General features: G+C 63.4%; 13 protein-coding genes. 7 read left to right on the top strand and 6 right to left on the bottom strand.

All coding sequences use genetic code 11. The features are described 5' to 3' along the window. Positions 1-94: 94 nt before the first annotated feature. The 3 genes from ACSW29_RS24975 to cofC form a co-directional block, all read right to left on the bottom strand. The gene (locus tag ACSW29_RS24975) at positions 95-1,021 is read right to left on the bottom strand and encodes a bifunctional NUDIX hydrolase/histidine phosphatase family protein (protein WP_317827893.1); all 927 of its coding nucleotides are present in this window, start codon (positions 1,019-1,021) and stop codon (positions 95-97) included. Positions 1,022-1,038: 17 nt separating this feature from the next. Next, the gene (locus tag ACSW29_RS24970; RefSeq protein WP_374227985.1) at positions 1,039-3,153 is read right to left on the bottom strand and encodes an RNA degradosome polyphosphate kinase; all 2,115 of its coding nucleotides are present in this window, start codon (positions 3,151-3,153) and stop codon (positions 1,039-1,041) included. Positions 3,154-3,333: 180 nt separating this feature from the next. After that, positions 3,334-4,011: a 2-phospho-L-lactate guanylyltransferase gene (gene cofC / locus ACSW29_RS24965; RefSeq protein ID WP_411742565.1), complete on the bottom strand. Its 678-nt coding sequence runs from the start codon at positions 4,009-4,011 to the stop codon at positions 3,334-3,336. Between the two features lie 198 nt (positions 4,012-4,209). On the opposite strand from cofC, the gene ACSW29_RS24960 reads away from it, so the two are divergent. From ACSW29_RS24960 to ACSW29_RS24950, 3 genes are all read left to right on the top strand, one after another. Continuing rightward, entirely contained in the window at positions 4,210-5,208 is a 999-nt protein-coding gene (locus ACSW29_RS24960) for an NAD(P)H-dependent glycerol-3-phosphate dehydrogenase (RefSeq protein WP_019747941.1), read from the top strand. Further along, positions 5,205-6,356, top strand: coding sequence for a cystathionine gamma-lyase (locus tag ACSW29_RS24955; RefSeq protein ID WP_347872161.1), 1,152 nt, complete (start codon positions 5,205-5,207; stop codon positions 6,354-6,356). The genes ACSW29_RS24960 and ACSW29_RS24955 overlap by 4 nt, the downstream gene beginning before the upstream one ends. Positions 6,357-6,428: 72 nt before the next feature. Beyond that, positions 6,429-7,535, top strand: a complete 1,107-nt coding sequence (locus ACSW29_RS24950) for a D-alanine--D-alanine ligase family protein (RefSeq protein ID WP_317827890.1) — start codon at positions 6,429-6,431, stop codon at positions 7,533-7,535. Here the strand turns inward: ACSW29_RS24950 and ACSW29_RS24945 are convergent, their stop codons facing one another. After that, positions 7,536-8,228 (bottom strand): DUF3515 domain-containing protein, encoded by a 693-nt coding sequence (locus ACSW29_RS24945; RefSeq protein WP_230812856.1) that lies wholly within the window; start codon positions 8,226-8,228, stop codon positions 7,536-7,538. Between the two features lie 77 nt (positions 8,229-8,305). On the opposite strand from ACSW29_RS24945, the gene ACSW29_RS24940 reads away from it, so the two are divergent. The 3 genes from ACSW29_RS24940 to ACSW29_RS24930 are packed head-to-tail and all read left to right on the top strand — an operon-like array spanning position 8,306 to position 10,554. Continuing rightward, positions 8,306-9,337: a thiamine-phosphate kinase gene (locus ACSW29_RS24940; protein WP_448278536.1), complete on the top strand. Its 1,032-nt coding sequence runs from the start codon at positions 8,306-8,308 to the stop codon at positions 9,335-9,337. A 9-nt stretch (positions 9,338-9,346) separates the two neighbouring features. After that, positions 9,347-9,868, top strand: a complete 522-nt coding sequence (locus tag ACSW29_RS24935) for a gamma carbonic anhydrase family protein (protein WP_448278535.1) — start codon at positions 9,347-9,349, stop codon at positions 9,866-9,868. Then, complete coding sequence (locus ACSW29_RS24930; RefSeq protein WP_230812867.1) at positions 9,868-10,554, top strand: uracil-DNA glycosylase; 687 nt, start codon at positions 9,868-9,870, stop codon at positions 10,552-10,554. The genes ACSW29_RS24935 and ACSW29_RS24930 overlap by 1 nt, the downstream gene beginning before the upstream one ends. Positions 10,555-10,605: 51 nt before the next feature. Here ACSW29_RS24930 and ACSW29_RS24925 read toward each other — a convergent pair whose 3' ends face one another. Together ACSW29_RS24925 and rpmB are read right to left on the bottom strand one after the other, a co-directional pair. Next, positions 10,606-11,400 (bottom strand): enoyl-CoA hydratase-related protein, encoded by a 795-nt coding sequence (locus tag ACSW29_RS24925; protein ID WP_230812869.1) that lies wholly within the window; start codon positions 11,398-11,400, stop codon positions 10,606-10,608. 131 nt (positions 11,401-11,531) lie between these two features. Beyond that, positions 11,532-11,723 (bottom strand): 50S ribosomal protein L28, encoded by a 192-nt coding sequence (gene rpmB / locus ACSW29_RS24920; RefSeq protein ID WP_003942669.1) that lies wholly within the window; start codon positions 11,721-11,723, stop codon positions 11,532-11,534. A 333-nt stretch (positions 11,724-12,056) separates the two neighbouring features. Here rpmB and ACSW29_RS24915 point away from each other — a divergent pair, with 333 nt between their 5' ends. Beyond that, positions 12,057-13,790 (top strand): DAK2 domain-containing protein, encoded by a 1,734-nt coding sequence (locus ACSW29_RS24915; RefSeq protein WP_448278534.1) that lies wholly within the window; start codon positions 12,057-12,059, stop codon positions 13,788-13,790. Positions 13,791-13,840: the final 50 nt, after the last annotated feature.

The following is a 13,840-nucleotide window of genomic DNA, read 5'->3' as shown; positions in this document are numbered from 1 at the left end:
TCTTTTTGCTGTGTCGGAGAAGTCTGAATTCCCCTGTGTTTCAGTGCTTTGCAAAACTACCGAATCGGTCCCCGGCTCCAGTTGCCCAAATCCCTCAGGAATTGGCGACTTTGGGGAGTGGGCTGTCGAGGTGATCGGCCGCGACAAGACGGCCGTCTAGGAACGAGAGCACCCAGGTGCTCGCCTTACGGTTGCGTGCAGAGGGCAGTGTTACGCCGGCCGTATCGGCCCACCAGTGCATCAGATCGGGAATGACGCCCCCTTGGCTGCAGATCACGGGTGTGCCCTCCAGCGCGGCGATCTGTAGCGCACGGGCCCGAGCGGCATCGGGATCGGCCGCATAACCTTCTTCGGTCAGAAGAGGTTCCGTAGAAATCTCGACACTCAATGCCTCCGCCAACGGCATCACCGTGTCGATGCAGCGAGTACGGTCGGCCGCGAAAACGGAATCGGCGCCGAAGATTTTCAGCTGCTCGACCAACGCGGCCGATTGCTCTTTGCCCTTGGCGTCGAGTGGACGCAGATTGTCGTCGCCCTTGTATCGCTTCCGGCTTCCGGCTTTTGCGTGGCGGACGAGTAATACCGTTTTCGTGTCCGGCCGAATGGAAACGAAGCGGCGAAGAATCATTCGATCCATCGGGTACGAAAGATGATCGGCGACCTCGGCGACCGGAAGCCAATAAAGGACATCTACTTCGTTATTCGGTCCGAAATCTCCGTCGACTGCTTCTGCCGACCAGTATTCGACCCGCTTGAGTTTGCGATGCCCCGGGATCGGGTATGTCACGCCACCGAGGTGCCTGCCGAAACGTCCCGTGATCGAGGTCTCTTCGCGCACTTCGCGAACCGCCGCGGTCAGGAAGGTCTCGCCGGGGTCGAGTTTTCCTTTGGGGAATGACCAGTCGTCGTACTTGGGTCGATGTACGACGGCGATCTCGACGGCGGAAGGATCCTCAGGAGCCTTCCGCCACAGAACCGCGCCTGCGGCAAAGATGTTGGCTTTGACCGGCTTGTCGCTCATTGTGTGATCCGAGCCCGTCAAGACCCGCTGGACGTGCGGCTGCGCATCAACGACTGCTGATGCTCACGTACGTCCTCGCCGCGTTCGGGGGCAGCTACCCAACTGCCGTCCGGATGCAGTACCCAGCAGCGAGTTCGGGGATCGAGCGCGGAATCGAAGATGTCACCGAGTTGCTTCGACAGTTTCGGATCCTTGACCTGCACCATGACCTCGACGCGGCGATCGAGGTTGCGGTGCATCATGTCTGCGCTGCCGATCCAGAATTCGTCGGCAGAGCGGAAATGGAACATTCGCGAGTGTTCGAGGAACCGGCCGAGAATGGAACGTACTTCGATGTTTTCGCTGAGGCCCGGAACACCCGGTTTGAGCGCGCAGATTCCGCGGACCACGATCTCGACGGGGATACCGGCCTTGGACGCGCGGTACAACGCGTCGATGACCTGCTCGTCCACCAATGCGTTGGCTTTCAATCGGATACCGGCATCGCGGCCCGCGAGCTTGTGAGCGATCTCGTTGTCGATCCGCTCGATGATCCCGCGGCGAACCCCGTACGGCGCGACGAGAAGGTTGCGGTAACTCGTCTTACGGGAGTATCCGGTCAGCGAGTTGAAGAGGTCTGTGAGGTCCGCGCCGATCTCCGGTGCTGCGGTGAGCAATCCGACGTCCTCGTACATGCGCGCGGTCTTCGGGTTGTAGTTGCCGGTGCCGATGTGGCAGTAACGACGAATGGTCGACCCCTCACGCCTGACGACGAGGCACGTCTTGCAGTGAGTCTTGAGACCGACCAAACCGTAGACGACGTGAACGCCGGCCTGCTCGAGTTTGCGTGCCCACTTGATGTTGGCCTGCTCGTCGAAGCGCGCTTTGATCTCCACGAGGGCAACAACTTGCTTGCCGGCCTCGGCGGCGTCGATCAGTGCGTTGACGATGGGGGAGTCGCCCGAAGTGCGGTACAGGGTCTGCTTGATCGCGAGCACCTGCGGATCGGCGGCGGCCTGTTCGATGAAGCGCTGAACGCTGGTGGAAAACGAGTCGTAAGGATGGTGGACGAGCACGTCGCCGTCGCGCAGGGTCGAGAACACACTCTTCGGCGTCTCACGCTCGCCGAACGCCGGATGCGTCGCCGGGACGAACGGAGCGTCCTTGAGTGCCGGGCGGTCGACGGCGTAAACCTGCCAGAGGCAGGACAAGTCGAGGAGACCGGACACCTCTATCACGTCGGCCGGGTCGACGTCGAGTTCACGCAGAAGCAGTTCGAGCATGTGCTCGGTCATGTCGTCCGCGACTTCGAGTCGGACGGGCGAACCGAAACGGCGACGCGCCAATTCGCGTTCGAGCGCCTGCAACAGATCCTCGTCGCGATCCTCTTCGACCTCGAAATCGGCGTTGCGTGTGATTCGGAAAGCGTGATGTTCGACGATTTCCATTCCGGGGAACAGTACGTCCAGATGAGCCGAAATCAGTTCCTCCATCGGGAGGAACGAATCGATGGTGGACGAAGACGTCGTGCTCTTGACTCGCACGAACCGGCCGACGTTGTCGGGGACCTTGACGCGAGCGAAGTGTTCGCCGCGGGTGACGGAGTCCTTCACGGTGACGGCGAGGTTGAGGCTCAGTCCGCTGATGTAGGGGAACGGGTGGGCGTGATCGACTGCCAATGGCGTCAGTACCGGGAAAACTTGCTCGTGGAAATGCGCCGAGAGTCGGCCGTGATCGTCGGCGCTGAGATCGGCCCACCGAACAATCGAAATGCCTTCTGCCGCCAGCGCGGGGCGGACCGAGTCGAGAAACACGTGTGCGTGCTTGTCGGCGAGTTCCTGGGTGCGACGCGCGATGAGCGCCAATTGTTCGCGTGGGGACAGACCGTCGGCGGACCTGACCGACAGTCCCGTCTCGTCGCGGCGCTTGAGCCCGGCCACCCGGACCATGAAAAATTCGTCGAGATTGGAAGCAAAGATTGCCAGGAACTTTGCCCGCTCGAGCAACGGCAGTGACTCGTCGGCGGCCAATGCGAGAACGCGCGCATTGAAATCGAGCCAGCTGAGTTCGCGGTTGAGGTAACGATCCTCGGGAAGTCCGACGAGCAGTTCGGGTAGCTCTGCCTTGGTAGCTGCAGGGGGAGCGCCCGGGATGTTGGTGGCAGTCGCGACGGCTTGAGATCGCGGCGACGTGGCCGCGCCGTTCTCGTGTCGGCCGGAGCTGTGATCTCCGTCCGACTGGTCTTCGGAAATGCGGTTTTCGAGTGCTTCGCCATTGCTCACTCGTCGATCATCCCCCACAATCGCGCGGTCCGACAATCGATGAAAGAAAATTCATCGACTGTTCGACGGCGCGGCCTTGAGTCTGGTCAACGAAGCCAGTGTCGCGGGGCCCACTCCCAGTGCTCGCACAGCGTCGAGGTCGGCATGGGTGTCGACGTCGGTCCGCAGTCCCGGCCACTGACCGGTCAGTCGCCGTGCTCCCGAATTAGTATGTGCGCGTGCGGATTCTGGACCGAATCGAGGGTCGAGTGAGCTCTCACCACACGCAAAGAGCGCCGAGGTGCCGGTGCCGTGGTGATCGACGACGACGGAACGACCGCCGCTTCGGGCTGCGACCACCGCCTCCGACAACTCGCTCGGTTGCATGGCGGGCAAGTCAGCTTGCAGCACAACGAGGTCGACCGCTCCGCGCTTGGCTCGGATGTCGGCGGCCGCTGCACTCAACGCGGCGTTGAGGGTTTCCTCCGTGCGCGGTGCGGCGCCGTTGGTTCGTGCGCCGTCGGGAGCTGGATCGGCATAGACGGTGACGCCGGCGGAATACGCCAGAGCGGCGACGGTCGGGTCGGGGGTGACCACTGTGACGCTGTCGATCGCCGAGACGGCGGCAACAGTGGACAGGGTGTCGTGGAGCATTGCCAACACGAGGTCCGCCCGCGCGTCCGAGTCGAGTTCGTCCGCGAGGCGAGACTTGGCCGATCTCAAGGACTTGACGGCAACTATCGCATGCATGGGGCGTTCGATCTCCGCGTGCGCATGCGGCGTCTCCACGGCGTGTGGGTACGGGGGTTCCGCGCTGTCCATTCCTCGATCTTGCCAGTCATCGCGCTTGGTGTCCGCGGCTGCCCACCGCAGCGAGCTACAGGCGATACTCTGTGCAGACGATTTTTCTGGCGGCGACCCGCTTCGCCGGGTAGACGGGGTGAGCGTGTGAGTAAGGCAGCTGTACTGGGCGCAGGTTCGTGGGGAACGGCGTTGGCGAAGGTGATGGCCGAAGCCGGAACCGACGTGACGATGTGGGCCAGGCGTGAAGAGGTCGCGAAGCGCATCGACACCACGCACGAGAACAGCGACTATCTGCCAGGCATTGCTTTGCCTTCGTCGATTCGCGCGACCCACCACCACGAGGAGGCGATGGCAGGCGCGGACTTCATCGTGCTGGCGGTTCCCTCGCAGTCGCTACGGGGAAACCTGGAGCAGTGGAAGGGCTCGATCGGACCCGATGCGACTCTGCTGAGTCTGGCCAAGGGGATCGAGACGGGGACGCTCATGCGCATGAGTCAGGTCATCGTGTCGGTGACCGGCGTGGAACCCGGGCGCGTCGCAGTGCTCTCGGGTCCGAATCTTGCACACGAGATCGCCAGCGGGCAGCCCGCGGCGACGGTGATCGCCTGCTCGGATTCCTCGCGTGCCCTCGCTCTCCAGGATGCTTGCGCTACCGGCTATTTCAGGCCGTACACCAATTCCGACGTCATCGGTTGTGAGATCGGTGGTGCGTGCAAGAACGTTATTGCACTGGCCTGCGGCATGGCCGCCGGTAGTGGGTTCGGCGACAACACCGTCGCCAGCATCATCACCCGCGGGCTCGCCGAGACGATTCGTCTCGGCGTTGCGCTCGGAGCCAAGGCATCGACACTTGCCGGTCTGGCGGGAGTCGGTGACCTGGTCGCGACCTGTACCTCCGAGCTGTCGCGAAACCGGACGTTCGGCGAGCGGCTCGGACGGGGCGGGTCGATGGAGTCGGCGCAGAAGGCGACAAACGGGCAGGTGGCCGAAGGGGTGAAGTCGTGCACATCGGTGCGAGCACTCGCTGCCGGATACGACGTCGAGATGCCGTTGACCGACGCGGTCCATCGGGTGTGCCACGAAGGCATGGCCGTCAGCGATGCGATCGGTCAGTTGCTCGGACGCCGGACCAAGCCGGAGTGAGTGAAATCGGTGTGAGTCACTTCGAGGGTTACGGGGATTCGACGCGCAGTGTCAGCGCGGTAGCACCGGAACACGCGGCAGGTCAGCCGATGCAGCTCGGTCCGATATTTGCTGCGCCGTACCAACTTTCAGCCGACGAAGGTTCCGAATCCGATACCTACGCTCGTGCCTCGAACCCGGGTTGGCGCGGACTCGAATCGGCGCTTGCGGCGCTCGAGGGAGCGGACCACGCACTCGTCATGGGATCGGGGATGTCCGCGATCACCGCGACCTTGCGCAGCGTCCTCGTCACCGGGGACACGGTCGTCGTGCCCTCGGACGGGTACTACCAGGTGCGGTTGTACGCGAACGAACGGTTGGCTCCGTTGGGAATCACCGTTCGTGAGGTCTCGACCCTGCAGATGGGTGACGCGAGCTTCACGGATCTGATCGAGGCGTCGCCGGGCCGCGTGGTCGTCGTCGCCGAGACGCCGTCCAACCCGGTGCTGGACGTGGTCGACCTTCGCGTCCTCGCCGCCGTGTGCCACCGTTCGGGTGCGCTCCTGATCGTCGACAACACGACTGCAACACCGTTGGGTCAGCGCCCGCTCGAATTGGGTGCCGACATCGTGGTGGCCAGCGGCACCAAGGCCCTCAGCGGGCACAGTGACCTCCTGATGGGTTACGTCGCGACCTCTGATGGGGCGGTCGGTCAGCGAATCGAGCGCGAGCGGCTCCTCTCGGGAACGGTGCTCGGACCCTTCGAGACGTGGCTCGCGCACCGGAGTCTCGGCACCGCAGGACTGCGATTCGGGCGTCAGTGCGACAACGCGCTTGCACTGGCCGAGATGTTGGTAGGTCACAAAGCAGTCCGGTCCGTTCGTTACCCCGGTCTTTGCGGTGACCCGTCCTTCGCAACGGCATCCGGTCAGATGAATCGCTTCGGCGGACTGGTGAGCGTCGAGTTGGATTCGGCTCAGGCATTCCACTCGTTCGTCGAAGCGAGTCTTCTTGTCACGGCTGCCACCAGCTTCGGCGGGATCCACACGACGGCGGATCGCCGAGCGCGCTGGGGCGATCCGGTCGGTGCAGGTTTTGTCCGAATCGCCTGTGGCATCGAGGACACCACCGACCTCCTTGCCGATATCGAGCGCGCACTCGACGCGTAAACGGACCACGTCGATGATTTCCGGTCCGGCCCGATCGCGTGCCGAAGTCGATTCGGCGGTACGGTTTGACGCGTGAACAGCAGTCGTACCCGCGTGGCCGTGATCTTCGGTGGCCGGAGCAATGAGCATTCAGTGTCCTGTGTTTCCGCCGGAAGCGTCCTGAGCAACCTCGACCCCGATCGGTACGACGTCGTACCGATCGGTATCACCGTCGACGGTTCCTGGGTGCTCGGTTCGAGCGACCCCAGCTCCCTGGCGATCAGTGGGCGCGCGCTGCCGTCGGTCGACAAGGACGGAACGTCGGTGGTCCTCAGCGCGGACCCCACCCGCGAGGGTGAGGTCATTTCCTTCGACGGCTCTGACGCCGGGGCTGTGCTCGCGTCGGTCGACGTCGTGTTCCCGGTCCTGCACGGCGCTTACGGCGAAGACGGCACCATTCAGGGTCTGCTCGAACTTGCCGGGGTTCCGTACGTCGGACCCGGAGTCCTGGCCAGCGCCGCCGGCATGGACAAGGAGTTCACGAAGAAGCTTCTTGCCGCTGAAGGACTTCCAGTCGGAGTGCAGGTCGTGCTTCGACCGGGAACCGCAACGCTGACCGAAGAGCAGAAGGCGGAGTTGGGCCTTCCGGTGTTCGTGAAGCCCGCTCGAGGTGGTTCGTCCATCGGCATCACTCGGGTGAGTAATTGGGACGGTCTGGACGGGGCAATCGCTCATGCACGCCTGCACGATCCCAAGGTGATCGTCGAAGGCGCGATCATCGGCCGTGAGGTGGAATGCGGCGTCCTCGAATTCCCGAACGGCGACGTCAAGGCGAGTGTGGTCGCCGAGATCCGGATGCCGGATTCCGACGCCGATTCGGATGCGTTCTACGACTTCGACACCAAGTACCTCGACGACGTCTGCGAATTCGACATCCCCGCGAAACTCGACGAGGCGGTGAGCGACCAGATTCGAGAGCTTGCCGTCCGCGCGTTCAAGGCACTCGATTGCCAGGGACTCTCGCGGGTCGATTTCTTCGTGACCGCTGACGGCCCGGTGATCAACGAGATCAACACGATGCCCGGGTTCACTTCCATCTCGATGTACCCGAAGATGTGGAACGCCACCGGAATCGATTACCGCACTTTGATTTCGACTCTGGTCGATACCGCCATCGCTCGCGGCACCGGTCTTCGCTGATCAGGGGACCGCGACCGGCGCCGGGTCGAGAGGCTTCTGTTCCAGAGTCGCCGTGATGGTGTCGGAAATCTCCTGAATCGGCGTCGGGCCGGTCCCGTCGGGAACCGTGATGCCGATGTACTCACCACGGTCGACGGCAAACCAGGTGCTGGCCGCCAGACCGATGTCGGTTCCCGAGACCTGGAACCACTGGACGCCGTTCACGACCTGGAGCGCGGCCGCCTGGTCGAACTCGGTCGGACGGTCGAGCCCGCAGCGCAAGACGATCGGCTCACCTTCGCTGCGCTGCCACGCGGCCGCTCCGGCCGGGGCAGGTTCCACCAACTCGGCTTTCGTGAAGTCGTCGATCTTGTCGGGGAGCGCGTCGAGGAGAGAAACGCAGGCCTCCGACTCCGCTGCCGGTGCCGGTACGGGTCCCAGCGCTACCGGTGAGAGTTCAGGATTATTGCCCGCGACGACGGCTGCGATCACCACTCCGACGATCAGGGCTACCGGCAGTGCGATGGCAGTGGCGATCAGTGCCGGGCTACGGCGTTCGGTCGGGTCGTCCTCGCCGTCGGGGTCGATGTCGGCGTTGTCTGCGGTGGAAGTGTTGTCTGCCATGCTCAGTTCTTCGCTCGGGTCCTGGTCCAGTCGATCAGCGGTCTTGTCACTTCTGAGGACACGCCGGTGAATCGGTAGGATTGCCGACACACGCGTGAGCTTGCAGAAGCATTCACGACCACAGCTAGAAGGTACCGCAGGCCGCTTACGAGCGAATTGCGTCGGCATTGGAGACACTCATCGCATCATCGGAGTTCACTGCATCATCGGAGTTCGAATCACAGCACACTGTCGAACAGGTGGGGGAGTTCGACGTGATCGCGCGATCTCTGGTCGGCCGAATCCAACCGGTCACCACCGAATTGGGGCCGGGTGACGATGCCGCGATCGTGACGTCCGGTGACGGCCGAGTGGTTGTCTCGTCCGACATGTTGGTCGAAGGTCGGCATTTCCGAGTGGACTGGTCTTCGCCACGGGATATCGGCCGCAAGGCGGTGGCCCAGAACGCCGCTGATGTGGTTTCGATGGGAGCCAGGCCGACGGCATTCACGGTGTCCCTGGGGTGCCCGCCCTCGACTCCCGTCGACGTGATCGACGGAATCTCGGCCGGGATCTGGGACGCGGCAACAGATCTGGGGGCCGGTGTGGTCGGCGGTGACCTGGTCCAGTCACCGGTGATCGTCGTGTCGGTGACCGTGCTCGGCGATCTCGGTGGCCGTCCGGCAGTTCTCCGTTCGGGAGCAAAGGTCGGTGACAAGATCGCTGTCGCCGGGCTGTTCGGTTGCTCGGCAGCGGGATTGGCACTATTGCTCGACGAAACCGAACTGCTCGACGAAGCCTGCAGCTTTCCAGATCTACTTGCCTCTCATCGTGTTCCGGATCCGCCGTATCAATCGGCATGGGACGCCGCAGAATCAGCACATTCCATGACGGATGTCTCCGACGGATTGATCGCGGATCTTCGACATCTCGCAGAGGCATCACACGTACGGTTCGACATCTTGTCGGCCGCGGTTCCCACCTCACCAGACGTCTCGTCGGCGGCCGAGGCGCTCGATGTCGATCCGCTGCACTGGATCCTGTCCGGTGGTGAAGATCACGGATTTGCAGCAACTTTCGGACCGGAGGTCGAGATTCCGTCGGGATGGACCGTGATCGGTCAGGTCGCCCCCGGTTCCGGCGTTTCCGTCGACGGTTCTCTTCGCGAGAGCGGCGGAGGTTGGCACAGCTTTTCGACCACCGGCACCACTGCGGTATAGGTTGCTTTCATGGCTGTATATGCACTTGGAGACAGAGTTCCGGACATACATCCGGACGCATACGTCCACCCGGACGCGGTGGTAATCGGCGCCGTGACTCTCGCGGCGGGCACCTCGATCTGGCCGCAAGCGGTGTTGCGTGGTGACTACGGAACCATTTCGGTCGGTCGCGGATCCAACATCCAGGACGGAACCGTCATCCACTGCACCGCCATCGATGCGACCGTCATCGGTTCGGCCTGCGTAGTGGGCCACAACGCACACATCGAAGGTTCGACCATCGAAGACCATTGCCTGATCGCATCGGGGTCCGTGGTCCTCAACGGAACGGTGATCGGGACGGGGTCGATCGTCGCCGCTGGTGCGGTGGTAGCCAACAAGATGCAGGTTCCGCCGCGCAGCATGGTGCTCGGTGTGCCCGCCAAGGTCCGTGCGGGATACGAGGTCCCGCTCGGTCACCTCGACGGCAACGTCAAGATGTACGCAGCCAACGCGGCGTACTACCGCGACGCGTTGCGCAGGCTCGACTGATGGCGCCGCTTGCAGAGATCGTCGATCCAGGGTGGGCGCGGGCACTCGAACCGGTGTCGGAGCAGATCTCCGCGATGGGCACGTTCTTGCGTGAAGAGATCGCTGCGGGGCGAGAGTATCTGCCGGCGGGGGAGAACGTCTTGCGTGCGTTCACGAATCCGTTCGACGACGTTCGAGTGCTCATCGTCGGTCAAGACCCCTATCCGACGCCCGGTCATGCTGTCGGGTTGAGCTTTTCGGTCGCCCCGGACGTGCGGCCGGTTCCGCGAAGCCTCGGCAACATCTACAAGGAATATCACCAGGATCTCGGATTGCCGATACCGTCGAACGGCGATCTGACTCCGTGGTCGAAACAAGGTGTGCTGCTTCTCAATCGCGTTCTCACCGTGCAGCCGGGCCAAGCCGCTTCGCATCGCAAGAAGGGCTGGGAGCCGGTGACCGAGCAGGCCATCCGCGCTCTGGTCGCGCGATCGTCACCGATGGTCGCGATCTTGTGGGGTCGTGACGCGGCCACTCTCGCGCCGATGCTCGGCGACACACCGATCATCGAATCCGCGCACCCGTCACCGCTTTCGGCTTCGCGCGGTTTCTTCGGTTCGCGTCCGTTCAGTCGTGCGAACGAGCTCTTGACCGGACTCGGGGCCGACCCGGTCGACTGGAATCTGGGTGGATCGAACTGCGTCTGATCGAACTGCCGTGCCGAACGTCGTGACGCGACGTTCGGCACGGCCATTCGACTACGCCTGCTTTGCGGACGTGAAATCGGGGCGACGCTTGTCGACGAACGCGTCGACACCTTCGCGGCCGACGGGGCTGTTCGCCGCGATGGCGATGGACGCGGCTTCGGCGTCGAGTTGCTCGGCGAGCGAGTTCGTCCGCGACGAACGCAGCAGCGCTTTGATTCCCGAGTACGACGTGCTCGGTCCGTTGGCCAAGGCGCGGGCGAGGCGAGCTGCCTCTTCCTGCACTTCGTCGTCGCCGACGAGTCGGGTGAGGATCCCCAGCCGGACGGCTTCGTCGCCACCGATCACCGAATCGTTGAGAAGAATCTCGCGAGCGCGTGCCACGCCGACGATGCGGGGGAGCGTCCATGACATTCCGCCATCCGGGGTGAATCCGATGGAGGGGTAGGCGGGACGAAGCTTGGTGCCGGTGCCGCCGATTGCGACGTCGGCGAGGCAGACCAGGCTCATTCCGGCACCGGCAGCCCATCCGTGGACCCCGGCCACGACTGGAGCGGTCGCGGCGTCGAGCGCGCGAACGAACACGTGGAAGACGCGGGCAACCTCGGCGACGTACTCGCCGCGATCGGGGGCTGCGGCGAACGCACGGACGTTGCCCCCGGCGCAGAAGTTTGCGCCTTCGCCGACCAGAAGGATGCTCCCGATGTCGTTTCCGACTGTCTCGAGCGCCTGCGCGCCCTGAACCAGTCCTTCGTCGTCGAGGGAGGTGCCGTTGGCGGCGGTGGAAATGGTGATGCGGAGTACACCCTCGTCGAGGGTCACCTTGCTCAGGTCATCGATAGAAGTCACTCAACGCACATTACGGGTGTCTGACAGCCATACGAAAAACGGGGACAGATAGATACAGTCACATCGATAAAGCTCTGCCCCCGTCACAGAAGTGACGGGGGCAGAGCCTGCAATAGTTTGTGCTCGGGCAATCAGCCCCGAGCGACCTTGCCTGCCTTCAGGCAGGAGGTGCACACGTTGACCTTACGGGTGTTACCCGGGGCAACCTCGGTACGAACAGACTGAATGTTCGGGTTCCAGCGACGATTGGTACGCCGGTGCGAGTGCGAGACCGACTTACCGAAGCCGGGCCCCTTGGCGCATACGTCGCAGACGGCAGCCATAGTCGCGAACTCCTTGTTAGAAATGAATATTGAAGTGGTTACCCTACACGGTAGGGCAGCCAGAATTACAATCCGAATATACTCGACTTCGAACCGATCCTTGACCGCTCACTGTGCAGCCGAACGTGAAAACAGTCAATCAGCAACAAACAAAGTGCAGCATTATTTCGTGTAGCCCGTTCGAGGCAACCGTGTAAGAGTAACCGCTTCCGGCCCGAATGGCCAAACCGCCCGGTAATGACGGTTGCGCAGAAGCGTCGGACTACCCTCGACTGCACCGATCACCGATCTCTTTTTCATCGTCAGTCTTTCCATCGTCGAGGGGAACCGTCAGTGGGGGAAGTGCAAGGCGTCGCCGACGATGGCCGAGGGACTGGCGCCGAAGAAGCAGAATCCGTCGCGGACGGACACCTGCTGCGGCGGTGGGCCCGCCGGGCCGTCGACAGCCTCCAGAAACGTCGCGGAGAGATCAACAGCCTCAACGTCTTTCCCATCCCTGATTCGGATACCGGCACCAATCTGTTGTTCACGATGCGGGCCGCGCTCGATTCCGCCGAGACGATCGAGGACGACGTCCGCAGTGCGGGCCGCGTCGCCAACGCTCTGGCTCGGGGCGCGGTCTCCGGCGCCCGGGGTAATTCCGGAGTGATCCTCTCCCAGGTGATCCGGGGTATCGCCGAGAGCGTTCAAGGCGAGCGCATCGACGGCCGCAGCTTCGCGAACTCGCTGACCACGGCGACGACTCTGGCCTCTCGGGCTGTCTCCGATCTGGTGGAAGGCACCATCGTCACGGTTTTGCGTGCATCGGGAGAAGCAGCGCAGGAGTGCGTCGACACCAGGACGCCGAGCGGCGAGGATCTTGCATCCGTAGTTGCCGCCGCGGCCGACGCCGCTGCGGTCGCACTGAACAAGACGCCGGAGCAGCTGGACGTTCTGGCGTCCGCCGGGGTGGTCGATGCCGGGGGGTTCGGTCTAGTTCTGATCCTCGACGCCTTTGTCGAGGTGGTGACAGGGAAGTCTCAGGTCCGCGAGGATCTGGGAACACCGGACCTGCGCTCGGCCTCCCTGGTAGATGTCAGCGCATTCGATCACGATTGGGCTCACAAGAGCCCGATCGAATGTGGTGATCACTCGGAACAGGATTTCGAGGTCATGTACCTCGTCGACGACTCCGACGACGACCGGATGGCGGCGCTGCGCACGCGACTCTCCGTCCTCGGGGATTCGACGGTCATCGTCAGCGACGGCTTCGGCGGCTGGTCCGTGCACGTACATTGCTGCGATGCCGGCGCGGCGGTGGAAGCAGGCCTCGAGGCCGGAAAGGTCCACGGCATTCGCATCAGCAGTTTTCTCGTCGACGAACGCGACCAGCTGGTGGCACGGGCTGAGAGGCGATTCCCGGGCGCCGGCGCACGCGGCGTTCTGGCTGTCGTCGCCGGTGAAAGCGCGTCGGCGTTGTTCGAGAGTGAGGGCGCGACGGTTCTTCGTTGTGACGACGCTCCGGTGACACGCGCGCAGCTGCTCGGCCGCATTCGTCAGATGGAGCGAAGCGAAGTCCTCGTGTTACCGAACGGAGCTTTGACCGCTCAGGAACTGGTCGCAGTCAGTGCCGCTGCACGCGATCCGCTTCACCAGGTCCTGTTGCTGTCGACGTCGTCGATGGTGCAGGGCTTGGCCGCCCTCGCCGTTCACGACGCCCAGCGCAACGTCGCCGACGACGGCTTCACGATGTCCGAGGCTGCAGCGGCGACGCGCTGGGGATCTTTGCGTATTGCCGTCGAGCGCTCGCTGACCTACGTCGGGACGTGTGATCCGGGTGACGCGATCGGGTTGATGGGTCACGAGGTGGTGCTCATCGGTCCCGACGTCGCGGAGTCGAGTGCGCGATTGGTTGATCTTGCCCTCGGATCCGGCGGTGAACTCGTGACCCTTCTCATGGGGGCCGACGCACCGGACGACCTGGCAGCACAGTTGGAAGCCCACGTGATCGCGCACCACCCCGGTGTGGATGTACTCGTGTATCAGGGAGATCAGCCCGGTGACTTGTTCCAGTTGGGCGTGGAGTGATCGGACCGAGTCTGTCGGTGGCTGCTGATATACGAACACCTGTGCTTACC

The sequence above is a fragment of the Rhodococcus sp. GB-02 genome, assembly GCF_053470465.1.
The sequence above is the reverse complement of the archived record's forward strand: the minus strand, read 5'-3'. Positions and strand labels throughout refer to the sequence as shown.